Source organism: Ornithinibacillus caprae (genome assembly GCF_009728145.1).
Taxonomy (GTDB): Bacteria; Bacillota; Bacilli; order Bacillales; family Amphibacillaceae; genus Ornithinibacillus; species Ornithinibacillus caprae.
Genome location: NZ_WOCA01000005.1, coordinates 1 through 25,580 on the forward strand (window position 1 = coordinate 1; position 25,580 = coordinate 25,580).

At 35.9% G+C, this 25,580-nt stretch carries 29 protein-coding genes, 1 rRNA gene and 1 pseudogene; 15 read left to right on the plus strand and 16 right to left on the minus strand.

Annotation, left to right across the window (positions count from 1 at the left end):
- Positions 1 to 126: ribosomal RNA gene (locus GMD78_RS07975) — 16S ribosomal RNA — on the minus strand; the annotation flags it as partial.
- A gap of 676 nt (positions 127 to 802) precedes the next feature.
- On the opposite strand from GMD78_RS07975, the gene GMD78_RS07980 reads away from it, so the two are divergent.
- From GMD78_RS07980 to pabB, 3 genes are all read left to right on the plus strand, one after another.
- Entirely contained in the window at positions 803 to 1,192 is a 390-nt protein-coding gene (locus GMD78_RS07980) for a YgzB family protein (RefSeq protein ID WP_155668305.1), read from the plus strand.
- Between the two features lie 99 nt (positions 1,193 to 1,291).
- Positions 1,292 to 1,870 (plus strand): anthranilate synthase component II, encoded by a 579-nt coding sequence (locus tag GMD78_RS07985; protein ID WP_155668306.1) that lies wholly within the window; start codon positions 1,292 to 1,294, stop codon positions 1,868 to 1,870.
- Positions 1,867 to 3,633, plus strand: coding sequence for an aminodeoxychorismate synthase component I (gene pabB / locus GMD78_RS07990; RefSeq protein WP_155668307.1), 1,767 nt, complete (start codon positions 1,867 to 1,869; stop codon positions 3,631 to 3,633). Before GMD78_RS07985 ends, pabB begins: the two co-directional genes overlap by 4 nt.
- An 86-nt stretch (positions 3,634 to 3,719) precedes the next feature.
- Here pabB and perR read toward each other — a convergent pair whose 3' ends face one another.
- From perR to GMD78_RS08010, 4 genes are all read right to left on the minus strand, one after another.
- Positions 3,720 to 4,166, minus strand: coding sequence for a peroxide-responsive transcriptional repressor PerR (gene perR / locus GMD78_RS07995; RefSeq protein ID WP_155668511.1), 447 nt, complete (start codon positions 4,164 to 4,166; stop codon positions 3,720 to 3,722).
- 181 nt (positions 4,167 to 4,347) lie between these two features.
- Complete coding sequence (locus GMD78_RS08000; protein WP_343042192.1) at positions 4,348 to 4,905, minus strand: cob(I)yrinic acid a,c-diamide adenosyltransferase; 558 nt, start codon at positions 4,903 to 4,905, stop codon at positions 4,348 to 4,350.
- 2 nt (positions 4,906 to 4,907) lie between these two features.
- Positions 4,908 to 5,858, minus strand: a complete 951-nt coding sequence (locus GMD78_RS08005; protein ID WP_246187605.1) for a D-2-hydroxyacid dehydrogenase — start codon at positions 5,856 to 5,858, stop codon at positions 4,908 to 4,910.
- Positions 5,859 to 5,965: 107 nt separating this feature from the next.
- Positions 5,966 to 6,631, minus strand: coding sequence for a sugar transferase (locus tag GMD78_RS08010; protein WP_155668309.1), 666 nt, complete (start codon positions 6,629 to 6,631; stop codon positions 5,966 to 5,968).
- Positions 6,632 to 6,791: 160 nt separating this feature from the next.
- Between GMD78_RS08010 and GMD78_RS08015 the strand changes: the two genes are divergently transcribed.
- The gene (locus GMD78_RS08015; protein ID WP_155668310.1) at positions 6,792 to 7,343 is read left to right on the plus strand and encodes a GrpB family protein; all 552 of its coding nucleotides are present in this window, start codon (positions 6,792 to 6,794) and stop codon (positions 7,341 to 7,343) included.
- A 74-nt stretch (positions 7,344 to 7,417) separates the two neighbouring features.
- Here the strand turns inward: GMD78_RS08015 and bcp are convergent.
- Positions 7,418 to 7,895: pseudogene (gene bcp, locus GMD78_RS08020) on the minus strand (thioredoxin-dependent thiol peroxidase).
- Between the two features lie 57 nt (positions 7,896 to 7,952).
- Positions 7,953 to 8,393 (minus strand): potassium channel family protein, encoded by a 441-nt coding sequence (locus GMD78_RS08025; protein ID WP_155668312.1) that lies wholly within the window; start codon positions 8,391 to 8,393, stop codon positions 7,953 to 7,955.
- A gap of 125 nt (positions 8,394 to 8,518) precedes the next feature.
- On the opposite strand from GMD78_RS08025, the gene GMD78_RS08030 reads away from it, so the two are divergent.
- Positions 8,519 to 9,817 (plus strand): glutamate-1-semialdehyde 2,1-aminomutase, encoded by a 1,299-nt coding sequence (locus tag GMD78_RS08030; protein ID WP_155668313.1) that lies wholly within the window; start codon positions 8,519 to 8,521, stop codon positions 9,815 to 9,817.
- Positions 9,818 to 10,038: 221 nt separating this feature from the next.
- On the opposite strand, the gene GMD78_RS08035 is transcribed toward GMD78_RS08030, so the two are convergent.
- The 4 genes from GMD78_RS08035 to mutY form a co-directional block, all read right to left on the minus strand.
- Positions 10,039 to 11,787, minus strand: coding sequence for an ABC transporter ATP-binding protein (locus tag GMD78_RS08035; RefSeq protein WP_155668314.1), 1,749 nt, complete (start codon positions 11,785 to 11,787; stop codon positions 10,039 to 10,041).
- A gap of 304 nt (positions 11,788 to 12,091) precedes the next feature.
- Positions 12,092 to 12,622 carry a nucleoside tri-diphosphate phosphatase gene (gene ntdP / locus GMD78_RS08040; protein ID WP_155668315.1) on the minus strand — a complete coding sequence of 177 codons (531 nt, stop codon included), beginning with the start codon at positions 12,620 to 12,622 and terminating at the stop codon, positions 12,092 to 12,094.
- A gap of 168 nt (positions 12,623 to 12,790) precedes the next feature.
- Positions 12,791 to 12,988 (minus strand): gamma-type small acid-soluble spore protein, encoded by a 198-nt coding sequence (locus GMD78_RS08045; protein WP_155668316.1) that lies wholly within the window; start codon positions 12,986 to 12,988, stop codon positions 12,791 to 12,793.
- A 109-nt stretch (positions 12,989 to 13,097) separates the two neighbouring features.
- On the minus strand, positions 13,098 to 14,165 hold the full coding sequence (gene mutY, locus GMD78_RS08050; RefSeq protein ID WP_155668317.1) for an A/G-specific adenine glycosylase: 1,068 nt from the start codon (positions 14,163 to 14,165) through the stop codon (positions 13,098 to 13,100).
- 115 nt (positions 14,166 to 14,280) lie between these two features.
- Here mutY and GMD78_RS08055 point away from each other — a divergent pair, with 115 nt between their 5' ends.
- A complete protein-coding gene (locus GMD78_RS08055; RefSeq protein ID WP_155668318.1) occupies positions 14,281 to 15,267 on the plus strand; it encodes a metal-dependent hydrolase in 987 nt (328 codons plus the stop codon).
- 34 nt (positions 15,268 to 15,301) lie between these two features.
- Here GMD78_RS08055 and GMD78_RS08060 read toward each other — a convergent pair whose 3' ends face one another.
- A complete protein-coding gene (locus tag GMD78_RS08060) occupies positions 15,302 to 15,643 on the minus strand; it encodes a YfhH family protein (protein ID WP_155668319.1) in 342 nt (113 codons plus the stop codon).
- Positions 15,644 to 15,793: 150 nt separating this feature from the next.
- On the opposite strand from GMD78_RS08060, the gene GMD78_RS08065 reads away from it, so the two are divergent.
- Positions 15,794 to 16,453 carry an SDR family NAD(P)-dependent oxidoreductase gene (locus GMD78_RS08065; protein WP_155668320.1) on the plus strand — a complete coding sequence of 220 codons (660 nt, stop codon included), beginning with the start codon at positions 15,794 to 15,796 and terminating at the stop codon, positions 16,451 to 16,453.
- 41 nt (positions 16,454 to 16,494) lie between these two features.
- Here GMD78_RS08065 and recX read toward each other — a convergent pair whose 3' ends face one another.
- Entirely contained in the window at positions 16,495 to 17,313 is an 819-nt protein-coding gene (gene recX, locus GMD78_RS08070; RefSeq protein ID WP_155668321.1) for a recombination regulator RecX, read from the minus strand.
- A gap of 130 nt (positions 17,314 to 17,443) precedes the next feature.
- Between recX and GMD78_RS08075 the strand changes: the two genes are divergently transcribed.
- The 8 genes from GMD78_RS08075 to GMD78_RS08110 all read left to right on the plus strand — a co-directional run bounded on the left by GMD78_RS08075 (position 17,444) and on the right by GMD78_RS08110 (position 23,330).
- Entirely contained in the window at positions 17,444 to 18,337 is an 894-nt protein-coding gene (locus GMD78_RS08075; RefSeq protein ID WP_155668322.1) for a TIGR01777 family oxidoreductase, read from the plus strand.
- 277 nt (positions 18,338 to 18,614) lie between these two features.
- Positions 18,615 to 19,169 (plus strand): GNAT family N-acetyltransferase, encoded by a 555-nt coding sequence (locus GMD78_RS08080; RefSeq protein WP_155668323.1) that lies wholly within the window; start codon positions 18,615 to 18,617, stop codon positions 19,167 to 19,169.
- Positions 19,170 to 19,402: 233 nt separating this feature from the next.
- A complete protein-coding gene (locus GMD78_RS08085; protein ID WP_155668324.1) occupies positions 19,403 to 19,531 on the plus strand; it encodes a YfhE family protein in 129 nt (42 codons plus the stop codon).
- A 403-nt stretch (positions 19,532 to 19,934) separates the two neighbouring features.
- Positions 19,935 to 20,327, plus strand: coding sequence for a GntR family transcriptional regulator (locus tag GMD78_RS08090; protein ID WP_343042216.1), 393 nt, complete (start codon positions 19,935 to 19,937; stop codon positions 20,325 to 20,327).
- Positions 20,328 to 21,443 (plus strand): DUF1648 domain-containing protein, encoded by a 1,116-nt coding sequence (locus GMD78_RS08095; protein WP_155668325.1) that lies wholly within the window; start codon positions 20,328 to 20,330, stop codon positions 21,441 to 21,443. It abuts the gene before it with no gap.
- A gap of 17 nt (positions 21,444 to 21,460) precedes the next feature.
- A complete protein-coding gene (locus tag GMD78_RS08100) occupies positions 21,461 to 21,652 on the plus strand; it encodes a PLD nuclease N-terminal domain-containing protein (RefSeq protein ID WP_155668326.1) in 192 nt (63 codons plus the stop codon).
- Positions 21,652 to 22,563, plus strand: a complete 912-nt coding sequence (locus GMD78_RS08105; protein ID WP_155668327.1) for an ABC transporter ATP-binding protein — start codon at positions 21,652 to 21,654, stop codon at positions 22,561 to 22,563. Before GMD78_RS08100 ends, GMD78_RS08105 begins: the two co-directional genes overlap by 1 nt.
- Positions 22,563 to 23,330: an ABC transporter permease gene (locus GMD78_RS08110; protein ID WP_155668328.1), complete on the plus strand. Its 768-nt coding sequence runs from the start codon at positions 22,563 to 22,565 to the stop codon at positions 23,328 to 23,330. The genes GMD78_RS08105 and GMD78_RS08110 overlap by 1 nt, the downstream gene beginning before the upstream one ends.
- A 126-nt stretch (positions 23,331 to 23,456) precedes the next feature.
- Here the strand turns inward: GMD78_RS08110 and GMD78_RS08115 are convergent, their stop codons facing one another.
- From GMD78_RS08115 to GMD78_RS08125, 3 genes are read right to left on the minus strand one after another with little or no spacing between them, the layout of a single operon-like run.
- Positions 23,457 to 24,158: a hypothetical protein gene (locus tag GMD78_RS08115; RefSeq protein WP_155668329.1), complete on the minus strand. Its 702-nt coding sequence runs from the start codon at positions 24,156 to 24,158 to the stop codon at positions 23,457 to 23,459.
- A 3-nt stretch (positions 24,159 to 24,161) separates the two neighbouring features.
- Positions 24,162 to 25,016, minus strand: a complete 855-nt coding sequence (locus GMD78_RS08120; protein ID WP_155668330.1) for an ABC transporter ATP-binding protein — start codon at positions 25,014 to 25,016, stop codon at positions 24,162 to 24,164.
- A complete protein-coding gene (locus GMD78_RS08125) occupies positions 25,013 to 25,384 on the minus strand; it encodes a GntR family transcriptional regulator (protein ID WP_155668331.1) in 372 nt (123 codons plus the stop codon). Before GMD78_RS08125 ends, GMD78_RS08120 begins: the two co-directional genes overlap by 4 nt.
- Between the last annotated feature and the right edge of the window lie 196 nt (positions 25,385 to 25,580).

The following is a 25,580-nucleotide window of genomic DNA, read 5'->3' on the forward strand; positions in this document are numbered from 1 at the left end:
ACCCGTCCGCCGCTCGTTCCACAAGTTCACGCCCCGAAGGGCGATCACTTGCTTCCCGCGCTCGACTTGCATGTATTAGGCACGCCGCCAGCGTTCGTCCTGAGCCAAGATCAAACTCTCCAAAAAAGTTTGTATGTGATTAACACCAATCAATCACATGAAAGTTCTTAGCTACTAGAAACACTAGCTTCTAGATTTAATCTTTTAAGAAAAACAGGGTTGCTTTTCTTCTTGGCAGATTAAAAAGTTCAACTTTTTAATCCTGCATAAGCTCAACTAACCTTTTCTTCATAAAGTCGAAAAGCTAAGTTTCGCTAAACATACTAGTTGTTTTGTTCAGTTTTCAAAGAGCAAATATTAATGTGTCGTTTTTAGCGACAACTTTTATATCTTACCACGTTAACCAATCAATGTCAACAACTTTTTCTGGAGTTTTTTGTTTGGTTTTCGTGTGCCGCTCAAATCAGCGACTCTAATAATATATCACATGACCTATTCGAAAGTCAACAAGAATTTTGATGTATTTTTTAGTCAGTTGTCGTTTTAATCATCGTGTGATTGCGACGAATATATAATTTAACACGGTTATATACCATAAGTCAACAATTATTTAAATCCTAGGAAACACCCTATATAAGTATGCATTTCACCTAGATACTGACACTATTCCTACTCAATTTATTCCTATATATAATCCCAAAGATCCCCCTACGTTCTATTACATACTTCTATTTATTAATTCTAAAGTTAGTCTATTATATGCTATACTTATCATGGAAATATTGAAGGAGGGAATGCAGGTATGGCTCAACTTGTCTATTCAAGCAAAATAAATAAAATCCGTTCCTTTGCCTTGATCTTAATTTTCGTTGGATTTGCCTTTATGTATATAGGAATATTAACAAAGAAGATTGATTGGTTAATGGCACTGTTCTTTATCATCGGTTTATTATTTATCGTATTTAGTGTTGTTGTTTATTTCTGGATTGGCTTATTTTCAGTACGGGCCGTTTCTATTATATGTCCTAGCTGTGAGAAACCGACCAAAATGTTAGGCCGTGTTGATGCATGTATGCATTGTAATCAACCACTAACACTTGATAAGGAATTAGAAGGCAAAGAATTTGACGAAAAATATAATAAACGTAAGTATAAAAAAGAGATAAAGAAACAACAGAATAAAGACAATTAAATCCACCAAATTAGGTGGATTTTTTTATGCCTTGAAAATATAATGAAGGAGGTCTTACTTAGTTATATATATAATCCAACCTACAAAGGATGAACCAACATGATATTAATCATAGACAATTATGATTCATTTACATTCAATTTAGTTCAATATATACGACAATTGGACAGGGAAGTTACTGTTAGAAGGAATAATGAAATTACAATAGAAGAAATAAAACAATTGAAGCCTTCACATATTTTATTATCTCCTGGACCAGGAAACCCTGATGGTGCAGGTATTTGCCTTGAAGTTGTTAATCAGTTCTATAAAGATATTCCTATTTTAGGAGTATGCTTAGGTCACCAAATTATTGCCCAAGCTTTTGGCGGGAATGTAATTAAGGCTTCTCAACCAATGCACGGAAAAATATCTTCTATAAAACATGATGTACAAGGAATTTTTCATAACCTTACGAATCCATTAAATGTAACAAGGTACCATTCACTAATAGTAGATGCTAGTACATTACCCTCTTGCTTAACGATTACGGCACAAACGCAACAGGGAGAAATAATGGCCCTTAGGCATAAGGAATATAAGATTGAAGGAATTCAAGCACATCCAGAGGCAATTCTTACAGAGAACGGTTTACAGCTTTTGGATAATTTTTTTAATGATAGGGGTAATTCCGTATGAATCCATTACTTTTCTTTGAGTTCATGAATGCAAATGGAGAAAAAGAACCGCTTCTCTTTAAAGAGCCAATCGATATCATCGTTGCGAATAACATCGATGAGGTAATTCCAACTCTTCAAAACGTTCAAGCTGCTGTTCATAAAGGATATTATGCTGCGGGATACCTTTCATATGAAGCTGCCCCAGCATTTGAACAAGCATTCCAAGTAAATAGCGATGCAAAAATGCCATTGCTATGGTTTGGAATCTTTAAAGAACCTCAATACAAATCGATAACTAGTACGAGCCAGTTCCAAACGAAGGAATGGATTCCCCAAACGGATATCGCTAGTTATAACCAATCGATCAACCAAATAAAAGATTACATTGAACAAGGTGATACCTATCAGGTGAACTATACCATCCGATTAAAATCAGAGTTTGATGGTGATCCAATCGCTTACTATAATCATCTGTCCACATCACAGTCAGCTAATTATAGTGCTTTTCTTAACACTGGTGACTATTCCATTCTATCCGCTTCTCCGGAATTATTTTTCCATTTAAAGGATGGCAAGCTCACAACCAAACCAATGAAAGGTACGGTTGGACGCGGAACTACCGATCACGAAGATACCTCAAATGCTGAGTGGTTATACCATTCCGAGAAAAATAGAGCGGAAAATGTCATGATCGTGGATTTACTTCGCAATGACTTAGGACGAGTTGCTAAAGCGGGAACAGTTCAAGTGCCAAAGCTGTTTACCATTGAAGCCTATCCGACCGTTTTTCAAATGACCTCAACAGTAACCGCTGAATTGGAACAGGATAAAAATTTGATAGATATTTTCAAAGCTCTTTTCCCTTGTGGTTCTATTACTGGCGCTCCAAAGGTAAGTACCATGAATATTATTAATGAACTAGAGACTAGTCCACGTGAAGTATATTGTGGAACGATCGGTTACATTACACCAGAGCAAGAAGCAATATTTAATGTCCCAATTCGAACGGTTATGATTGATAATAAGAGTGGTACTGCCCAATATGGTGTTGGTGGAGGTATTACATGGGATTCAACAAATAAAGAAGAATATGAGGAGATGCTAACCAAAGCTAAAATTTTAACTGTAAATAAAGAAGAGTTCCAGTTACTCGAAACACTTGGGTTGGAAAATGGTGAATATATTGTTTTGGATAATCACCTAAATCGGATCAAGCAATCCGCTGCCTACTTTTCCTATTCCATTTCTATAGAAGAAATCCGTAAACGACTATTGGAAATTGCCGTTACTCATGCTGAAGGTTTTTGGAAAGTTCGATTACTTGTATCAAAAAAAGGAAGCTTTGAAGTAGAGATAAAGGAATCAACCAATCTAAATGAACCCGTTTCTGTATCCCTTAGTAGATCACCTGTTCAGAAAAGTGATGTGTTTTTATATCATAAAACAACGAATCGCAAAGTGTATGAAAAGAGCAAAGAACCATTCCCAAATGCTTTTGATGTTTTGCTCTGGAATGAGGATGGAGAAATAACGGAGTTTACAATTGGAAATGTAGTAGTAGAACTAGACGGAAAGTATTATACCCCGCCTGTAGAATCTGGACTGCTAGCTGGAACCTACCGTCAACACTTAATTGACGAGAATATCATTGAGGAGCGGAAAATTAAAGTAGAAGAACTGAAGGATTGTACGAACGTGTGGTTAATCAATAGTGTAAGGAAATGGGTAGCTGTACGATTAGAAAACTTGGATTTTGCCAAGCCTTTATGGCAAAAGCCTTAGTTGCATTACTGTTGGATAGGAAAGTTTATACATTCATATCTGCTAAAAAACAAAAAGCCAATTGCAATATGCATTGGCTTTTTTCATTATTGTTTTACTGCTTCTTTTTTACACTCTTCACATGTTCCGTATACTTCCATTCGATGATGACTAACTTCAAACCCCGTTACTTGTTCAGCTAACGATTCTACTTCATCCAATGACGGATAATGGAAATCTACAATCTTACCACATTCCTCACAAATAATATGATAATGCTCTGTCGTATTGCAGTCAAAACGACTAGAAGCGTCACCGTACGTTAGCTCACGTACTAAACCTATTTCTTTTAAGACACGTAAGTTGTTATAGACGGTAGCAACACTCATATTTGGGAATTTTCCTTCTAGTGCTTTGTAGATTTCATCCGCTGTTGGATGAACCATTGAGTTAAGGAGATAATCAAGCACCGCATGACGTTGTGGTGTAATCCGGACACCTGATTGTTTTAGCCGATCGATTGCTCTTTGTAACTTTTTATCAGACACCGCCATGCACCTCGCTTTCAATATATGTTCTATTGATAATACCATTATTAGATAATAATCTTTATAATTAGTGTACTCTTTCCTATCATACTCTGTCAATATAAGTATATTGCTAAACAATAATTATTATAACTAATGATCCTCATTTAATAAGCAAGCAGTATTATATTTTACTGCTTGCTTAAAATTAAACATCCGCATTTAATGAAATTTCTTTTCCTTGTAGTTCCTTATTCGTATATCGTGCAGCAACAAAAAGAAAGTCAGAAAGCCTATTCAAATATTGTACAACGAGAGGATTTTTTACTTCATCACCTAATCCAACTGCGGTACGTTCAGCACGTCTTACAATCGTCCGTGCTGTGTGTAATGCACTGGATGTGCTGTTTCCACTTGGCAAGATAAAGTTTTTCAATGGCTCCAAATTAATGTCCCATTCGTCGATTTGTTTTTCTAATTCTTCGATATGTTCTTTTTTCAGTTTCCATGTAACCTCTTTATCGTTCGGTGTCGCTAGCTCTGCTCCTACATGGAATAATATCGTTTGCACTCGATGCATTATTTCAAGAAAAGCTTCTTTTCCTGACCATTCTTCGTGTTCTAAAAAGCTAAGTGCCAAACCGATCATCGAGTTTGCTTCATCACAAGTTCCATAAGCCTCTACTCGCAAGTCATTTTTCGGTACTCTTGTTCCATAAATTAACGACGTCTTCCCCTTATCTCCTGACCTTGTATAAATCCGCACCTTTAGTACCCCCTTGAAACGTCAATTTGATTGATAAAATCTTTTTCATCTTTTAAAAATTTGTTGAGGTTTTGCTCAAATATATCTAATGCACGTGGTACATAATTTGGTGATATCCCTGATAAATGTGGTGTAATGGTCACATTCTCTTCCTTCCAAAAAGGATGGTCTTCTGGTAATGGTTCTTCCTCCATTACATCTAGGACAGCATGAGCAATCTCATTTGCTTGAATTGCTTTTATTAACGTACTACTACGAACAAGATCTCCACGGCCCATATTTAAAAAGACAGCTTCGTTATTCATCATGGAGAAATGATCATCTGTTAGTAAATATTTCGTTTCCTTCGTACTAGGCAATACAGAAACGATGAAATCTGCTTTAGGTAGTAATTGATCCAATTCATCTATTTTATATGTTTCATCAAAATAATCAACGGGACGACCACTTCTTGAAACCCCATACGTTGTCATTTGGAATGCTTTGGCTAGCCTTGCCACTTCTTGTCCAATTGCCCCAGTACCTAGAACAATCATCTTTCTTCCCGTTATTTCTTTCATACGAACAGAACGGTCCCAAACCGCTTCTTTTTCATTTGTAATAAGCTGCTTCTCTTGTCGATATACTTGAAGCAACATGGATATTGCATATTCGGCCATTGGCACCTTATGGATCCCTCTCACATTCGTTACCATAATGCCTCGTTCAGCTATAGCTTTAAATGGCATTTGATCCAGTCCTGCTGATATCACCATAATCCACTTTAATTTTTCCGCTTGGGAAATCAATTCGTCATTTAAGTCCTCCCCATATGTAACTATTATATCTGCATGAGGTAATTCTTTTTTTGCCTCTGGCATTCTATCCGAAAAAATAAATGTTAGGTCAGGATATTTTTGTTTTAGTGCTTCTTGATGTTTAGTCGACATTCTTGCAGAGAAAAGAATAACCAAATAAATCTCCCCCTTCATCTGTTCACTTGTTATTGTTCTTCTTCTATAGTAAACGTTTTAAAAGCAATTGTGAATAAAGAAGGATAGAAAGATTTTATTCAATTGTTCTAATTGTTTGAAAATATTCGTTTGAAGAACTCTAAGATAATTTTCCCTTCAAGCTTATAGGAATAATTATTTATATAGTAGAGATCATGTTTAATTTTTTGTCCATGATTATCATTTGTTGCGTCATGGATTTGCGCATAACCAGTGATACCCGGTCTTACTTTTAACCTACTCGATTGATAGCGATTATAGTATTGTGCTATTTCAGGTATCTCTGGACTTGGTCCAACGAGACTCATATCCCCTTTTAACACATTTACTAGCTGTGGTAGCTTTTCAAGATTATACTTCCGAAGCCAGGTTCCTGTCATTGTATAGACTTTGTTCTTATCTCTAATAAATTTAAAATAATCTGGAACTCCTTTTTCCCATGAGCTTGGAAATGGATGTGGCGGTAATGATCGAATTACTTTGGAGGAGTTCATCATCGTTCGAAATGACCACAATGTAAAGTTTCGTCCGTTCTTACCAACACGCACTTCACGATAGAAGATAGGGTTTCCCTCTTTTTTATAGAGGCGATAACTGATCCATAGGAATAGTGGAGATAGTAGTACTAAAAGCGTTAAACTAATGATGATATCAAACAAACGTTTGACGATAAAATACAGATTAATATGCACGAAAGAACCAGACTTTGTTCGAACAGATTCATATAATCCCAATCTATACACCTCTTTTAATAGTTGTACATGATCTCCTAATACATACTATTCCAGAAGCTAAGAGTATATCACTGTTGTAATAGAAAAGTAACATAACTTTTTCTGACAAAATGATAGCATATGAAATTGATAATCATTAATTAAACAAGAGGTGGCGTAAATGAAAGATGTTCATGATGAAAGTAATTGGCCAATCTGGGCAAAAGAGAAAATTGATATTGTGGAACCAAATCCAAATTGGAGAAAAATAGGGGAACAAGAAAAAGATCTTATTCTTAACTACCTATCTTCATATGGTGTGTCAGAAGTTCAACACTATGGAAGTACGTCCATTCCAAATTTACCATCAAAACCAATAATAGATTTAATGGCTAAAATAAATTCCTTTACTTCCATTAAAGATATTTCTTCTGTACTTGCTAAACATGACTGGCATTATGTACCTCCTGAATTAGACGGAAGGCATTGGCAACGTTTTTTTGTCAAAGTAATAAATCATAAACGAGTCGCACATTTACACATAATGCTTGAAACGGAGGAGCGATGGAATCAACAACTCCTGTTCCGTGACCTCTTACGTAGCAATCCACATTTTATTGAAGAATACGCTAACTTGAAAAGAAATTTAGCAAAAAAATATGCTCAGGATCGCGAAGGATATACCAAAGCAAAAACGGAATTTATCAATTACGTTCTTTCAACCCAGTCCTAACCCATTTACCATAAAAAAAGAGGTACCATGTAATCGACAATTGGTACCTCTCCTAATAATTTGATTTTAATAATCTATTTTACGTCTAAATTATCTCGAATAAATGATAGAGCATCCTCCACATGGCCGTCCACTTTTACTTTTCGATACTCCTTCTGAAGAACACCTTCTTTATCGATGATAAAGGTAGAACGTTCAATCCCCATATATTCTTTACCAAAGTTTTTCTTTAATTTCCATACACCGTACTCTTCCGCTACTTTATGTTCTTCATCAGCAAGTAGCTCAAAAGGTAGATCATGCTTATCAATAAACTTTTGGTGACGGTCGACTGGATCAGGGCTAACGCCTAAAATAACTGCATCTAGTTCTCCAAAGCTTTCGTGATTATCACGGAAATCACACGCTTCTGTTGTACATCCAGGCGTCATATCTTTCGGATAGAAATATAATACGACATTCTTTCCTTTATAGTCTGATAAACTGACTGTATCACCATTTTGGTTAGGTAATGTGAATTCTGGTGCTTGTTTTTCCAACTTCTACTGTCATGTGTAAAACCTCCAAACTAGTTTCTATCTCTACTATAACATTTGCTAAAATTTGATGCTAACGATCACGAATTCTATCACGTGTATTTTGTACCAAGCGAAGTACAAATGCAGTTGGTAAAATATATCCGATTAGTGCTTCGACTACCGCAATCATCCTACCTATTCCAACTGGTGTTACATCACCATAACCAATTGTAAGCATTGTTGCCCCACTAAAATACATGGAATTCGTCATTGATGCCAAAACACTAACCTCTTTCGGTTCCCCATTCTCTACTAAAATAATCTGTTCAAATGACAGAATAAAGTAAATCAAACCAAACCCAACAATGACAATTATATAAGTCACTAATAGAGTGTAAAATATTTCGAGTGAAAAACTACTTTCTCGCATTTCTGTACCAAACGTATACTTCCTACCATTAATAAATAAGGCTAAGCTCTTAATCACAATAAAACAAATAGCTGAAATTATAATCCAGGGTATTATAAACATGTAATCTCCTTCTATTCTCGTTATACTTATCTCATACATATGCCTACTTCTATAAAAGCTTGTCATTTATTTTTGAATATGAAGAGGTTAAAATGTAATAGAAAGTTATTTCTAGGAGGATGTTTATGAATTTTTCAAAATCTGAAGCATTACATAAGGAAGCACTTGAACATATTGTCGGTGGAGTAAACTCCCCATCACGTGCATTTAAAGCTGTTGGTGGAGGTTCCCCAGTATATATGGAACGAGCAAAAGGAGCTTATTTTTGGGATGTAGATGGTAATAAGTATATTGATTACTTAGCTGCTTACGGACCAATCATCACGGGACATGCTCATCCACATATCTCAGAGGCGATTACACATGCAGCTAACAATGGTGTGTTATACGGAACCCCAACGAGCTTAGAAAATAAATTCGCTAAAATGTTAAAGGAAGCAATTCCATCATTAGAAAAAGTCCGGTTCACAAATTCTGGAACGGAAGCTGTTATGACAACCATTCGTGTAGCACGCGCATATACAGGACGAACAAAAGTTATTAAATTTGCAGGAAGCTACCATGGCCACTTTGACGCCGTATTGGTTCAGGCTGGTTCTGGCCCTTCAACTCTTGGAACACCTGATTCTGCAGGGATTCCAGAATCCGTTGCACAAGATGTAATTACCGTTCCATTTAATGATATTGATGCATATAAGCACGCATTAGACACTTGGGGAGATCAAGTTGCAGCTGTTCTAGTAGAGCCAATCGTTGGTAACTTCGGTATTGTTGAACCAAAAGACGGTTTCCTACAAGCTGTAAATGATTTTACCCATGATGCAGGTGCATTGGTCATCTATGATGAAGTAATCACTGCCTTCCGATTCACATATGGAAGTGCACAACAAGTATACGGTATCGAACCTGATATGACCGCTATGGGTAAAATTATCGGTGGCGGTCTTCCAATTGGAGCTTACGGTGGTAGGAAAGACATTATGGAACAAGTGGCACCACTTGGCCCAGCTTACCAAGCAGGAACAATGGCTGGTAACCCAGCATCCATGGCCGCAGGAATTGCTTGCTTGGAAGTACTACAACTAGAAGGCGTTTATGAAAAAATGGACCGACTTGGTGAGAGACTAGAAAAAGGAATTCTAGAAAAAGCCCGTGAGCATGGGACTACGATCTCAGTTAACAGACTACGCGGTGCACTAACCGTTTACTTCGGTGAAGGTGATAAAGTTACCAACTACGCTCAAGCCGAGGCAAGTGATGGCGAAGCATTCGGTCGATTCTTTAAATTAATGCTAGAGCAAGGCATCAATCTAGCACCATCTAAATATGAAGCATGGTTCTTAACGACAGAGCATACCGAAGCAGATATTGATCAAACAATTGAAGCTGTAGGTCGTGCATTTGCGACAATGTCGAATGAATAAATTGGGGTACACTCTTCCAGTGGGGAGAGTGTATTTTTTGTTTGTGGGTGGTAATGTGTTGCTTGGAAGCTGATATTCTGTGCTGAAGGCGGATACTTAACTTTGAAGGCCGATATTTTCAATTGAAGGACGATACTCTCGCTCCTAGACTGATATTTAGTACCAATATCTGATGTTTCACTCCTCACAACAAAACCCCCTCCAATCAGAAGGGGGTTTCATCAATCATTCAAATGCTGTACTTGGTATAAATCGTAGTAGCTTCCTTGCTTCTTCATTAACTCGTCATGTGAACCGATTTCGGTGATTTTTCCATTCTCAATAACAACAATGCGATCGGCATGTGTGATGGTTGCGAGTCTGTGTGCGACGATAAATGTCGTACGATCGGAAGCTAGCTTCTCTACTGCTTCTTGAATCGTATGCTCACTTTCTAGGTCTAATGCAGATGTTGCTTCATCAAAGATTAAGATTGGTGGATTTTTTAGGAAAACTCTCGCGATTGCGATACGCTGTTTTTGTCCACCAGATAATTTTACTCCACGCTCCCCAACTAATGTATCATAGCCCTGTGGCAGTTCTTCAATAAATCCATGGGCATTAGCAGCTTTAGCTGCTTCGATTACTTCTTCATCGGTTGCATATGGGTTACCCATTCGGATATTCATTGCGATTGATTCACTAAATAAGATATTATCCTGTAATACCATTCCAATATTATCTCGCAATGAACGTGCTTCGACATCACGAATGTCGATTCCATCGACTTTAATCGACCCATTTGTCACATCATAAAAACGAGGCAACAGGCTGATTAAGGTTGATTTTCCTCCCCCACTCATTCCAACAAATGCAATGGTCTCTCCAGCCTCGACGTGAAGGTCTACATTTTTCAACACTTCTTCTTCTTCATCTTCATAGCGGAAGGAGACATTTTCAACATCAATCTCTCCATTTACGCGATCAAGTTTTTTAGCATTGGGTTTATCTACAATATCATATTTTTCATTCATTAATTCGAAGACACGGTCAATAGATGCGATTGATTGAACTAATACTGTAGATGAATTTATTAGTCTACGTAACGGACTGTAGACTCTCTCCATATATCCGACAAATGCCACCATTGTTCCCAAGGTTAAGTTTCCATTAATAACTTGATATCCAGCAAAAGCGATAACCAGTAATGGAGCTAAATCTGTAATTGTATTGGTAACAGCAAATGTTTTGGCATTCCAGCTTGTATGGCTTAGAGCTTTATGAAGAAAATTATCATTGCGCTTTTCAAACTGATCTTGCTCGTAATCCTCTAAGGCAAAACTTTTCGTTACTGGAAATCCTTGCACTCGTTCATGAAGGTGTCCTTGAACCTCTGCCAATGCTTGAGAGCGTTCTCGAGTAAGTTGTCGAAGTCTTCCATAGAAATATTTTATCGAAAAACCGAAGAATGGGAATAAAATGATTGCTACGACCGTTAGCCAAATATCCATCGAAAGCATGATTGCAATTGCTATCGCGATGGTTACTAAGTCTAACCACACATTCATTAATCCAGTCATCACGAAATTTTTCGTTTGTTCGACATCATGTATTACCCGGGAAATAATTTCCCCGGTTTTTGTCTGAGAATAGAATTTCAAGCTCAATTTTTGTAGATGATCAAACAGCCTATCTCTGATATCATAAAGTATTTTGTTACCGACCCATTGTGCTAAATACTGTCGAACATATTCAATAGGCGGTCTTAAAATAAGGAAGATGATAAATGATCCTCCCATAACCCACAGTAATTTTGACGTTTTTTCTTCAGTTGTCATATTTTCTGGGGAAATAATATCATCGATGACGTATTTTAATATCAACGGAATCAATAATGGAATCGCAAACTTAAATATTCCGATAATAATTGTCCAAACTATTTTCCATTTGTATGGTGCGACGAATTTCATATATTGTTTTATGCTACTCATATTTTCAACTTCCTTATGTTGTAGTTATTCTGTTAAAAAATAAAGGTTAATACACTATAATAAGATACTTGTAAATCAAATGTTTTTTCATACAAAGTAACCTTGCATCCAAGCATCGAATTGTTCCAAAGCACTAGGTTCCACAGTGCTAGATTATCACAGTACAAATGAAGTGACCTTGACACCTGCGTCTGCTAGTTAAATCATGGAAGCTAAATTCCTCGGTGTTAGGTTGCAGAGAAACTTATTCAAATGAAGTGACCTTGCTACAATATTGTAACAAGGTCTACTTACTTTGTATTTTTTACCACCGATATGTTAGGAATCGTTCATACCATTGATCGATAAAGCCTGGTGAAAATGGCCCTTTTCGTTGCATTACCCATTTTTGTAGATATTCAATATTGTTGTACAGAATGCGATCTAGAACTACAGGATAATTCATTTGTTCTTTATGTAATTCGTATTCATCTTCGTCTAATATATCAAATGTCATATCTGGATATACTTTTAGATCTAAATCATAATCAATATACTTTAGTGCTTCTTCATCGTATACAAAGGGTGAACTAATATTACAGTAGTAATAGATCCCATCATTACGAAGCATTCCAATGATGTTAAACCAGTGCTTCGCATGAAAGTAACAAATAGCTGGCTCCCTTGTAATCCAAGTTCTACCGTCACTTTCTCTTACTTCTGTTTTGTCGTTTGCCCCGATTACCACTGTTTCTGTACCCTTCAATACAATACTGTTCTCCCAGACTCGATGAAGATGTCCATCGTGTTTGTAGCTATGTATTTGAATTTTGGATCCTGTCCTCTGAGCGGCCATGTAAATATCCCTTTCTATACATATAACATGCATGTTTTTTGATATGTTTTCTATTATAAAGTTAATAATATGAAATATAAAGTATTATGACTATGGTACTAATCACAACAAAAGAGCTTCCGGAGAAATGGAAGCTCTTTTGGCATTTAAATTTTGAGGGTAGGTAACTTATTTTTTGTTTTGCTGAGATTTTTGATTTTGCTTTCTTACTTGTTGAGCATCTGTTTCAGAAGCAAATTCAGTACCAAACTGTCCTTGACCAGCTTGTTGGCCAGCTTGTGGTCCTTGTTGTGCTGCTTTTTGGTTTTGTTGTTTTACATGCTGAACATTAGTACCCGAAGCAGACTGTTTAGGATTTTTAGCCATCAATATCACCTCCGCAATAATTAATTTGTCCAGATGATTAATTGTTATCCATGTTATTTAGTAATTTAAAAATAACTTTATCTGGAAATCCATTGCGGTGGGTAATTTGTCATATATATTTTTTTATTTTCTGATGGGAGACTGGAAAAGGATATTGTTCGACATCAGCTTTATCAATAACCTTTAAGCGTTGGTCGTGAACGTCGGTTTCTTGTGTTTCCGCCTCCATAACATCCATATGCCAAATTAAATGGGAAAAGGTGTGTTTAATATGATCAAGCTCTTTTGTTAGCTTAACCGTCAATCCATACTCTGCTCGAAACCAATTTTCTACATGATCTTTGCTAATATCAGTTAAAGGAATCATCGGGAATTGCCAAAGATTGGCAAGTAATCCTTGTTCTGGGCGTTTCTCGATTATAATTTGATCATCTGCATTTTTAATGAGCAATGTTACGTATGGTATTGACTTTTGCTTCTTGGCTTTTGATTTAATTGGCAATTGTTCTTCAACACCTTCCGCATACGCCCTGCAATATTCGTTGACGGGGCATAACATACAAGTAGGTGATTTTGGCGTACAAATCGTCGCTCCTAGATCCATGATGGCTTGGTTGAATGAAGAGGGATCTTCTTTTGAAATAATATTACCCGTAACAGACTCAAAGAGTTTTTTTGTTTTTGCTTGAGCAATATCATCATCTATCATTAATACACGAGAGAATACCCGCATGACATTACCATCTACTGCTGGTTCTGGTTGATTAAAGGCAATCGATAAAATAGCTCCCTTTGTATATGGTCCAACTCCTTTTAATGCACCAAGCTGCTTTGGATTGTCAGGTATTTTTCCATCATATTCAGCTACAACCTCACGTACCGCATGCTGTAAATTTCTTGCTCGTGAATAATATCCCAACCCCTCCCATGCCTTTAATACATCTTGTTCATCCGCTTCAGCAAGATCATGTACGGTTGGGAATTTTTCTAAAAAATTGTGGAAATATGGAATTACCGTATCTACCTTCGTTTGCTGAAGCATGATTTCTGATACCCATACACGATATGGATCTTGGTTTTCTCTCCAAGGCAAATCTCGCTTATATTGGTAATACCATTCTAATAATTCCTGTTGAAAACCAGAAATGTTAAATTTCTGTAATACATGGTTTATCATAAATTCACGTCCTTTATGGTACAATAAAAAAACAAAATGGATTTCTATGTTCAAAATGATCCACAAATATAAGTCAATCTCAACCAAGAAATATTCTAAGGAGGACATCTGTTATATGGATACAGGTACCCATATTGCTATGGGTGTTGCGTTAGCAGGTTTGTCTACATTAGACCCTGTTGTGCAAAATGATCCTACACTATTTAATGCTATTTTAGTTGGTACAATCGTAGGTTCACACGCCCCAGATTTCGATACAGTCTTAAAACTAAAAAATAATGCCACTTATTTACGGCATCACCGGGGTATCACCCATTCAGTTCCTGCTATTCTTCTGTGGGGAGTAGTGATCTCTAGTATTATTCATATGTTTGTCCCACAAGTCAGTTTTTGGCATTTATGGGCCTGGACGTTTATAGCGGTAATTCTTCATGTATTTGTTGATATCTTCAATGCATATGGAACACAAGCATATCGTCCATTTACAAATAGATGGATTGCACACGGGTTTATTAACACCTTTGATCCGTATATTTTCACCCTACATCTAGCAGGTATCGGAGCATGGTTACTCGGGGCAAATCCAGGTTATGTGTTCTTAATCATTTATGCAGTGATTTTATTATATTACATTAAACGCTACTTGGATAAGAAAGAAATTGTTAAAAAAATTCATGATCATTTCCCTGATGTAGAGCAAATTGCAACATCCCCTACCCTGAAACAGAACTACTGGAGAGTTGCCATTACAACTTCAGAGAAATTTTACGTGGGTATTGTGGAAAATGGTCACATCGATATTGTTGATGAATTTAATAAAATACCACTACCGGATACTCCAATTATGGACATTGCGATAAAAGATAAAAATATCGCTGCTTTTCTTTCCTTTTCTCCTGTGTATCGGTGGGAAATTAATATGTTTGATGATTATACCGAAGTCCGATTTGTTGATTTAAGATATCGCTCGAAAGATTATTATCCATTTGTCGCTGTGGTACAAATAGATAATGATCACAATATCATTAGTTCCTACACAGGATGGATATTTTCTGAGCATAAATTACAAAACAAGCTCTATGTTGGAGATAACCCAATATAATGAAAACAGCAGGCGCATTACCTGCTGTATTTTATTATTTATTTTCTACTCGTTTACCTAACAAGGAAATTGGAATTGCTTCTTCTTTTTCATATTGTTCATGAAGCAAGTTCACTCGATGTCCCCATGCAAAAACACCATTTATATAATTCACCTTAAATTGATGACCAGGATCGTTATTCAGTTCATATGTTTCATTTGCATGAAAGTCTTCAGGATTTAAGGTATACGCCATTGCAACCTGCATTTTTCTTTCATTTACTGCAACCTCACTAATATTGCCAAGTTGCTCTGCCTTTTGCGCCTTTTCCTTTAACTTTCCAATTTCTATTCGTAACTGTTCTATTGAGTAATCACTATATCGGTAAAAATTCATAATAACCTCCCCCTATCATTTTACATTTTACCAATAGTTTAGGACAATGGAAATGATGAGACTCACTATTTTTACAGGTAAATCATTGAAATTGTAACTCATGGGGATATGAGACAGCAATCTACGATCAATTAATTAGGGGGAGATTATATGCCTACAGTTGCAATTACAGGTGCTGGCAGTGGATTAGGTAGAGCATTAGCTCTTGAATATGCTACAAATGGTTATAAAGTTTTTCTGTTAGGTAGAAACGGAGAAAAGTTACATATTGTACAGCATGAAATACTAGAAAACGGTGGAAATTCTGAGGTTGTACTTTGTGATGTGCAGGAATACGCCTCCGTAAGTATCGCTTTTCAACAAATCGGTGAATTAGACGTATTTATTAATAATGCAGGTATTGGCATTTTTGGACCAGTCTCGGATTACACCGTTGAGGATATCGAAAAAACATTGAATACCAATATCAAAGGAACGATCCTTACTGTAAAATCTGCACTACCTTTAATCAGAGAAAGTAAAGGAAGAATGTTAACTATCGTATCTACGGCTGGATTGCGCGGAAAAGTGAATGAATCCATTTATTGCGCAAGCAAATTTGCGATTCGGGGATTTACCGAAAGCCTACAAAAAGAATGGGAAAAGGAAGACTTCTCAATAACTGCCGTTTATATGGGTGGTATGAACACTCCATTTTGGGACGAAACATCACATGTTGACGATCCAAGAAAATTAAAGAGCCCTGCATTGGTAGCAAAAAAAATTTATCAAGAAGATGATGGTCGAAAAGAAATTTACATAGACCGTTAAAAACGAATAGAAGGACTTGTTTGATTCTACGCACAAGTCCTTCATTCTTCCAAATTCTCATCCATGAATTTATTGATACTCTCCATTGTAAACCCTTTGCGAAATAATCCTTCTTTCACTTTATTTCGAAATTCGAAGCCACTATATTTCTTTTTATGCTTACGAACTAATTTTTCTCCTTGATAGACAAGTGCATCCCACTCGGCATCGTGATCTTTTGCATTATCAAGGGATTGTAATACATCCTGAATTACATCCTGTGTAAAACCTTTTTGGTTCAAGTTTGCTTGAAGGTTTTGAATTTGCTTGCGGAAGGAGTCCTTCTTCGTTGAACGAAATTTTTTCTCAACCCATTTTTCCGCTTTTTCGTATTGTATTTCATAGGGATATTTCGTAATTGCTTCTGATGCAATTGCCTGTGAAACTCCTTTTTCTATTAATTCTTTTTTTACTAATAATGGTCCTTTATTCGATGTGTTTATTCTTGTTTGTACGAAGGCTTTTGCAAATTCCTTATCGTTCAAATAGCCTTCCTTCATTAATTTTTCAAGGATTTTAGATTTATGCTCCGGTTCGATTTCCTTTTTTATTAAATAATCATTCATCTCTTTTATTGTGCGCATTCGATAGCTTAAGAAATTAACTGCAAGTGTATACCCTTTTTGCAGAGTGTCTTTTTTAACAAGGGTATCGATCATGGCTTCATCTAGCTCTAACCCTTTACGAAGATGAAATTCAATGAGTACCGCTTCGTCTACACTAAATGCGTATTCCTCGCCACCATCTTGCTTGGTTAAATAAATATTATATCGACTCGTATTTTTCTTCTGAGTCGTAATACGGGTGATTTTCTTTATCAACAATGACCCCTCCTATCTTTATTTTAACATGAAAATTGGTTATAACACTGTAAGATTAGTAACCTCTAGCATATAATAAGGTTAGAATCTTATATATTACTTACCTCATAATGATATAGGAGGAAGAATCATGAATTTCTTAATTACTGGTGGAACCGGATTTGTTGGAAAACATCTAGTCGATGCCCTACATCAAAAAAATCACCATACATACATTTTAACAAGATCCCCTGATACAAATAGTAATTCAACTTTAACATCTTATATTGGATATGATCATCCTATCGAACAACTCCCTGCTATTCATGGTGTTGTCAATTTGGCTGGTGAATCCTTATTTGGATATTGGACAAAGCATAAGAAGGAAAAAATTCTCTCTAGTCGAATAGAAACGACAGAGAAAGTCATTAACATAATGAAACAACTCGATAAAAAACCGGAAGTTTTTATTAACGGGTCAGCTGTTGGATATTATGGTATGTCAGAGGACCTCATGTTTACCGAAGCAACAGAAGAACCAGGGGATGATTTTTTAGCTCATGTAGTGGTTGAGTGGGAAAAAACTGCAAAACAAGCTGAAAACCTTGGAATTCGAACTGTCTTTGCTAGATTTGGCGTTATATTAGGCAAGGAAGGTGCCCTTCCATTGATGAGCCTACCAGTGAAACTTTTTGCTGGTGGTAGGGTTGGTAGTGGAGAACAATGGCTGTCGTGGATTCATGTTGATGATGTTGTTGAATTACTCATGTTTTGCTTAACAAATCCAACTATACAAGGGCCCGTTAATTTTACTGCTCCTAATCCGATGCGAAATAAGGAGTTCACGAAGATTTTAGCTAACGTATTAAAACGTCCATATTGGCTCCCAACCCCCGGTCCATTGTTTCGTCTAGCTACTGGCCAAATGAGTAAGTTAGTTCTTAAAGGGCAATATGTACTACCAAGGAAAGCCCAAGAGCATAACTATACATTTATCTTTCCAGAGCTAGAACATGCACTACGAAACCTTTACCAATCGGCGTAACAACACTGTAAAAATTTGTCGTAAATTTTGTTAAAAAAATGATTCCCTTTTTGCGAAAAAGATAGTATTATATGTATTAGCAAATCACAGACTTACAAATTACATAGGGAAGGCAAATGGTGCGCCACCAGTTGTTAACTGGTTCTAGTGGGTTCGATTCCCACCCCGAATTTTTGTTGAAATTTAACTAAAAATTCGCGGGTGGGCTTCTTTCCTACTAATTGCCTTCATGGTATTTTTTTCGGAACCCTCCTGCTTAAATAAGGAGGGTTTTTTGATGCTAAAAAAACGTGATCTACATGAAGTGCCTGTACTATTTGAACTGATGTCACATCCTGAAGTATTTCCGTACGTTAGACAAAAAGCAACAACAAGTGATGAATTTTACTTCGTTACAAAGCAAACTATTGAAGCAGAAGAAAATGGAGAGTTGATTTCTAGAACCATATTAGATGAGTATCATCAGCCAATTGGTACGATTAATCTATTTGATATCGAAAACGGGCATGGATTTTTAGCAACATGGATCGGCCAACCTTATTTTGGCAAAGGGTACAATAAGCTTGCGAAGGATCAATTCTTCGATGAAATCTTCTATCATACGAACATCGAGACGATTTTCATGAAGGTAAGAAAAACGAATAAACGTTCATTGAAAGCCGTTTTAAAAATACCATATGTTGCATTAGGAAATACTGTATATCCAGATGTTTATCAAAAAATTAATCAAAACGAAGATATATATGATTTGTTCGCAATTTCTAGAGAACATTATATTTCTTATCAACAATTTAGGGTGGATGAAACTGCAGCAGATCATGGAGTAGTGTAAGAGGAAATAAAGTGAAACTTCAATCAGTGGGGACCACTGATTGTTAACACCTTAATGGTATGACCTAAAGAACCCTGAACAAAACCAGACATTTACGGTAATTGATCCTCCACTTAACCTTCTTTTGTATACTCAAATTTTGAGGTGGGGTTCTTACTGTCCGTTACATGTGGGATAAATGTATATTTTAAATTAGGTTGGTTATCCTAAGCGTAAAAGCGAGGGGTGATCATATGGCCAACAAACCAAAGGATGCTAGAGTAAAGCATTTATCTAAAACCCAGGAAGTTCTGTACCAGAGAGAGTTTAAGCAAGCAAATCGTATTTATAATGAATTAACCCAGAAAGGAAACCGAGGCTAATTGCTTCGGTTTTTTTAATTTGGCAGATAAAAAAGAATAAGCTTCTTATGCTTCATTAGTCACACTAAGACTTTTGCCATAAAGGTATGTACATAATCTACATTTCACAGGTAATTAATTTTTTCGATATAGCATCCACATTTTATCCACAATAACATTGACATTGTGAATAACTACAATAAACCCACTCTCAATCAGCATACTTTATCCACATCGTGTTTATGAGTAAATCTGTGGGTAATGTGTATAAGTTATAAAAAATAGGTAGTTTACAGAATTTATTATGTGGATATTCATGTGGATTTCTTATTTTTTTATTTTACTATTGTTTTTTTGTTCTAACTGTTATATTATCAATATAACAGTTAGAACAAATGTAACATGTGGAAGGATGTGATTGAATGTGTTCATAAATTTAGATTTTGAATCAAAAGAACCAATATATACTCAGTTAATGCACCAAATCATTGAAGGTATTGCAAGACAAGAGCTTAAGCCAGGAGAGGCTTTACCTTCTGTTCGCTCCTTAGCTGCAGATATCGGTATTAATCTTCACACGGTGAATAAAGCTTACCAGCAATTAAAGCAAGAAGGTTTTATTTTGATTCATAGGCAGAAGGGTGTTGTGGTCAATCCCGATGGCATTCCGCAGGCAGATGAGGCCTATATGGAGTTATTAAAATCCAAGCTTCGACCTTTAGTTGCTGAATCGATCTGCCGTGGAGTTAATGCAGATGAATTTATAGAAGTAACAACTAATCTATATAGAGATTTAAACAAGAAAGAGGAGATCTAAATGAATAATACGGTTCTGTTTCTCTTGGTATTAGTTTTATTACCTGTGTTTATATCCACTATGTTCATCCCTTATTGGACGAGAAAGTCTGAAAGCTTTGGTGTTTCCATTCCAGAAAGTTTATATTCGTCAAAGAAGTTGAAACAAATGCGGAAGGAATACGTACTACAAACTGGGATCCTTAGTTTCATTACAGCATCGTCTTTAGTACTGCTAACCGCATTTTTTGAAATCACAGATGATATCGTTAGTATCTATTTCGCTAGCTTAACATTGTTTTACATTGTTATTTCATTTCTAATCTATTTAACATTTCATCGCCGAATGAAACAGATTAAACATGAAGATAGCCAATATGGGTCAAAGCAATCTCAAATGCTAGTCATTGATACAAGTTTTCGTCAACAAAAACTAACCTATTCAAACCTGTGGTTTACTATCTCATTCCTCATTGCGATTACAACCATGTTAATTACATTGCAAAATTATCACCACATTCCTAAACGGATACCAATGCAATATAATTTTTCTGGCGAGGTAACAAATTGGACCAATAAATCATATCGTTCCGTATTAATCTTACCTATTATGCAGGTTTACCTAACATTACTTTTCATTTTTATTAACAAGATTATTGCTAAAGCGAAGCAACAAGTTAGTGCTGTTAATCCAGAAGACTCTAAAAAGCGAAACATCATTTTTAGAAGAAGGTGGTCAGCTTACTTAATCACTACTAGCATCGCATTAACTGCTATGCTTTCCATAATTCAGTTATCATTCATTTATCCGATTAACCAACAGTTCATGGTAGTTGTACCACTTGTTTTTTCCCTAGTAATTACATTAGGTGCAATATGGTTATCGATAACTACTGGGCAAGGTGGTAGCCGCGTTATTACGCATGATAAAGATGAAGCTGAAAAACGAATTAATCGTGATGATGATAAGTACTGGAAACTAGGTGTGTTCTATTTTAATAAAAACGATCCATCACTATTTTTAGAAAAACGTTTCGGTGTTGGTTGGACAAATAATTGGGCCAACCCACTTTCCTGGATTATTATTATCGTGATTATCTTATTAGCAGCTGGTATTCCATTTATTCTAAGTACTTAAAAGGGAGGAGAATTATTATGGAAGCTTTTAATTGGGGGCTTATTGCTCCAATACTTGTTATTCAAGGGATTTTAATTATTGTAGCTATGATTGATTTAATTCGAACAGATTACACAAACGGTCCTAAATGGTTATGGGTACTCATCATTATTTTCGTTAGCACGTTAGGACCTATTCTCTACTTCGTATTAGGAAGGAGACAACGATAATGGCCTTTCTTACCGTTCAAGACCTTACTAAAAAATATAAAAATAAAACCGCAGTAAACAATGTAAGCTTTGAATTCAAAAGCGGTCAGTGTATCGCTTTAATTGGTCCAAATGGTGCAGGGAAAACAACCATATTACGTACGTTAGCTGGTTTGTTGAAACCGACAACAGGCTCGATTGAGTTTGCCAATGAAAAAGGAAATTCGGATATACGAAAATTTATTGGCTATTTACCACAGTACCCTGTGTTCCATTACTGGATGACTGGTAGAGAATTTTTAGTTTATAGTGGAGAACTCGCCTTATTGCCAAAATCAGAAGCAAAAAAACGAGCAGAAAGCTTACTCGAAAAAATCGGAATCTCCAAAGAAGCTAGAGATGAACGAATTTCTAGGTACTCAGGTGGTATGAAGCAGCGACTTGGAATTGCCCAAGCGATCATTCATAAACCAAAGCTATTAATACTTGATGAGCCTGTTTCATCCTTAGATCCTATTGGTCGCAGAGAAGTTTTGCAGTTAATGGAGGAATTAAAGCAGGAGATGTCGATTCTGTTTTCCACCCATATTTTAACCGATGCAGATGAAATCAGTGATGAACTTCTATTACTTCGGCAAGGAGAGATCGTCGAATCCGGTTCTATGGAAGAGTTGCGAATTAAATATCAGACAGCAAAAATTGAGATTGAATTTGAACGTGATATAGAAGCATTTGCTAAAAAAATAAACGATTTACCAGAAGTAACAGCTAGTAATATAGAAAGAAACACGTTACATGTCACTGCATCAGATATTCAACTAGCTCGTCAACGAATACTAGAAGCAGCTTCCAACGAAAATTGGCCATTAACTTCATTTAATATCAATCGAGCTTCCCTGGAAGATATGTTCATGAAAGTGGTGAAGGACTAATGCAATGGATGACATTATTTAAAAAAGAGCTTTTAGAAAACTGGAGAAACAAGAAATGGATTTGGGTCCCCCTCGTCATTATTTTGCTATCCATCATGGATCCAATTACAAGTTACTATCTGCCACAAATTATTGATTCAGTGGGAGGACTACCAGAAGGGTCAACATTAGAAATGCCTGAATTTGCACCACCAGAGGTAATAATGATGAGTCTTAGCCAATTAAGTAGTTTAGGTGTATTAGTACTTGTCCTTATGTCCATGGGTACTATTGCTGGAGAACGTAAAAGTGGCGTTACAGAGCTAATCCTAGTTAAGCCAGTCGCTTACAGAAATTATATTACTGCAAAATGGGTTTCCCTATTAATGCTCGTTTGGATCTCTCTGTTTTTAGGGTTATTAACAAGCTGGTATTATATCAACCTTCTATTTGGAGATTTATCCTTTGTAGAACTTTTACAGATCACATTTTTCTACGGGCTTTGGTTAACACTTGTAGTATCGTTATCTATTTTTTACAATGCATTGATTAAAACGCCGGGACTTGTTGCATTCTTAACTATTCTAACGATAATGGTTATGAGTTTGATTAATCAAGTATTTAATCACGTATTAGAATGGTTCCCGAATAACTTATCCAGTTACATTCTTGATATGCTAATGACGGATCAATTATCTACAGACCTGATTGCGACTGCGTGTGTTACTATGATCCTTTCAATTGCACTAGTAGTTGCTTCCATTTATACATTTAGAGTGAAAGATTAATAGACTACTTTAAAAGGAATTGGATGATTAACTTGTACTGATTTGTGTATACACTGACTCACACAATAATTCACATATATGAGTAAAGAGCTTGGAACCGCCCCAAGCTCTTTATTTATTCCCGTATTATCTAGCTTTATTAATTGTAATTGTTTGGATTAGTAAAAAAGAAATACAGTATATAACAATCCCTATCAATAAAATTTGATAGAACAATGTTAGATCCAAATTGTTAACTAAATGACTAATAAAATCAAATATCCATCCTTTAGCAATTGCTAATAACATCGCTATAGCCAACACTGCTACTACAGAACCCCCACCAGCTAATCCATATCTATAAAACAACAATCCAATAATAAACATGACCGAGGAGAATAAAAACATCAATGATGTATCGATAATCACCCGATTTAACCAGGTATCCTCTATTAGCTGTGCTAAATGCAAAAATGCAAATGAATCAATTCCGATAGCCTTGGTAAAAGCTAAAGTAATCTCCTGAAGGGTGTTTGCTACGATTGCATAAGCAAACACTAAGATGAGAAAGAATATCCCAATACTAATAAAAATGTTTTTCCTTGTTGCTCCAAGTTTTAAAGCGAATGGAATGCTCTCCTTCACCGTTAAAAAACCCAGTATCATAAAATAGACGTATATCGCGAATGGAAAACCAAATCTCATAAATCCATCTTCTACACTCAACAGAAAATAAGCAAAAACGATGCAAACTACTAAAACACTCAATAATATTGACCAAAATATCTTGATAGAATGTTGTATATCCGTCAAATAATAATATAATAACCCTCTTATTTGTTTTCCCATTAATTATGCCCCCTTCCTATCTGTCAAATAAATCATTAAGTCTTGAATTGGAATACCTTCTACATTTAACCCCTGGTTCTTTGCCTCTTGTTTTTCTCCATAAACATATGCTGTCATCATGCCAGCTAATTGTTTCTTCTGAATTACTTCTTTATCTTGAATAAATGCTTCTACCTCTTCAATGGTGCCAGAGACAGCATACGTGTTATTACGGAGAAGTTCAGCTTCTTCTTTCAAGACAAGTGAGCCCTCCTGAAAGATAAGAACCTCTTCAAATAACAAACTAACTTCGTCAATTAAGTGAGTTGAAAAAATAATGGTACGTTTTTCAGCTTCATATTCTTCTAGTAAAATCTCATAAAATTTCTTTCTTGCTGCTGCATCTAGACCAATATACGGTTCATCAAAAACCGTTATTGGTGCTTTACTTGCTAAGCCAACAATTATTCCTAATGCTGACTCCATTCCCTTGGATAACGTTTTTACTTTAGCATGTAGGTTCAAATTATATTCACGAATTAATTCCTGTGCCAATTCTTCATCCCATTTCGGATAAAAATAAGAATATATTTTAAGCACATGTTTCACTTTTAAGTCCTTCTTAAAGTTTTGTCCTTCTTTTATTAAACAAATGGATTGAGTTAATTTTTGATTATCAAACGGATTCTCACCATTAATTAAAACTTCTCCACTTGAAGCTAAGATTTGCCCTGAAAGAATCTCCATAAATGTAGTTTTTCCTGCACCGTTTCTTCCCAGTAAACCGTAAATTTTAGGTTCATCTAAAGTAAAAGAAATTTGATGTAGCGCGTTTTTATCCCTATACTTTTTCGATAACTCCTTTACCTCAATTTTCATTCTTCGTTCTCCTCCCTCTTCATCATTTCGATCAATTCCTCTGAATTAATTCTTAGTTTTTTCGCTTCTTCTTTTAATGGTTGAATAAAATTCTCATAAAACGTTTTCTTCCGTTTTTCAATTAATATTTCTTTTGCATTTTCCGTGACAAACATACCTACACCCCTCCGTTTAAAAAGAATTTCCTCTGCTACGAGTTCATTAATGCCTTTTGCAGCTGTTGCCGGATTGATCTTGTAATATGCTGCAAATTCATTCGTTGAAGGCACCCTTTCTCCCGCCTTAACAGAATCGTTAATAATAGAATCTTCTATTTGTTCTTTGATCTGAAGGAATATTGGTCTGTTGTCATCTAGAGCGTTTTTCATAAAATCACCTTCGTTAATTGGTTAGTTACTTATGTAATTAACCATACAGCTATCGAACTTTATTGTCAATATATTTTTTAAAATTGTTAGAAAACTAGTTCTTCACCTAGACTTAAAATCAAGAGCCTTAGTTGCACTTTATGCAGAATTGGAAAGTTGATACTATCTAGAAAAATAAAAAAACACCCCGTAATAA

Coding starts and splice junctions, on each gene's coding strand:
- GMD78_RS08115 (WP_155668329.1), bottom strand. CDS start 24,158: ATGGGAAAACAAATAAGAGGGTTATTATATTATTATTTGACGGATATA.
- GMD78_RS08095 (WP_155668325.1), top strand. CDS start 20,328: ATGAATAATACGGTTCTGTTTCTCTTGGTATTAGTTTTATTACCTGTG.
- GMD78_RS08015 (WP_155668310.1), top strand. CDS start 6,792: ATGAAAGATGTTCATGATGAAAGTAATTGGCCAATCTGGGCAAAAGAG.
- ntdP (WP_155668315.1), bottom strand. CDS start 12,622: ATGGCCGCTCAGAGGACAGGATCCAAAATTCAAATACATAGCTACAAA.
- GMD78_RS08035 (WP_155668314.1), bottom strand. CDS start 11,787: ATGAGTAGCATAAAACAATATATGAAATTCGTCGCACCATACAAATGG.
- GMD78_RS08105 (WP_155668327.1), top strand. CDS start 21,652: ATGGCCTTTCTTACCGTTCAAGACCTTACTAAAAAATATAAAAATAAA.
- GMD78_RS08080 (WP_155668323.1), top strand. CDS start 18,615: ATGCTAAAAAAACGTGATCTACATGAAGTGCCTGTACTATTTGAACTG.
- perR (WP_155668511.1), bottom strand. CDS start 4,166: ATGGCGGTGTCTGATAAAAAGTTACAAAGAGCAATCGATCGGCTAAAA.
- GMD78_RS08060 (WP_155668319.1), bottom strand. CDS start 15,643: ATGAATTTTTACCGATATAGTGATTACTCAATAGAACAGTTACGAATA.
- GMD78_RS08100 (WP_155668326.1), top strand. CDS start 21,461: ATGGAAGCTTTTAATTGGGGGCTTATTGCTCCAATACTTGTTATTCAA.
- GMD78_RS08075 (WP_155668322.1), top strand. CDS start 17,444: ATGAATTTCTTAATTACTGGTGGAACCGGATTTGTTGGAAAACATCTA.
- GMD78_RS08045 (WP_155668316.1), bottom strand. CDS start 12,988: ATGGCTAAAAATCCTAAACAGTCTGCTTCGGGTACTAATGTTCAGCAT.
- GMD78_RS08110 (WP_155668328.1), top strand. CDS start 22,563: ATGCAATGGATGACATTATTTAAAAAAGAGCTTTTAGAAAACTGGAGA.
- GMD78_RS08065 (WP_155668320.1), top strand. CDS start 15,794: ATGCCTACAGTTGCAATTACAGGTGCTGGCAGTGGATTAGGTAGAGCA.
- GMD78_RS08025 (WP_155668312.1), bottom strand. CDS start 8,393: ATGTTTATAATACCCTGGATTATAATTTCAGCTATTTGTTTTATTGTG.
- GMD78_RS08120 (WP_155668330.1), bottom strand. CDS start 25,016: ATGAAAATTGAGGTAAAGGAGTTATCGAAAAAGTATAGGGATAAAAAC.
- GMD78_RS08085 (WP_155668324.1), top strand. CDS start 19,403: ATGGCCAACAAACCAAAGGATGCTAGAGTAAAGCATTTATCTAAAACC.
- GMD78_RS07985 (WP_155668306.1), top strand. CDS start 1,292: ATGATATTAATCATAGACAATTATGATTCATTTACATTCAATTTAGTT.
- pabB (WP_155668307.1), top strand. CDS start 1,867: ATGAATCCATTACTTTTCTTTGAGTTCATGAATGCAAATGGAGAAAAA.
- GMD78_RS08055 (WP_155668318.1), top strand. CDS start 14,281: ATGGATACAGGTACCCATATTGCTATGGGTGTTGCGTTAGCAGGTTTG.
- GMD78_RS07980 (WP_155668305.1), top strand. CDS start 803: ATGGCTCAACTTGTCTATTCAAGCAAAATAAATAAAATCCGTTCCTTT.
- GMD78_RS08030 (WP_155668313.1), top strand. CDS start 8,519: ATGAATTTTTCAAAATCTGAAGCATTACATAAGGAAGCACTTGAACAT.
- mutY (WP_155668317.1), bottom strand. CDS start 14,165: ATGATAAACCATGTATTACAGAAATTTAACATTTCTGGTTTTCAACAG.
- GMD78_RS08125 (WP_155668331.1), bottom strand. CDS start 25,384: ATGAAAAACGCTCTAGATGACAACAGACCAATATTCCTTCAGATCAAA.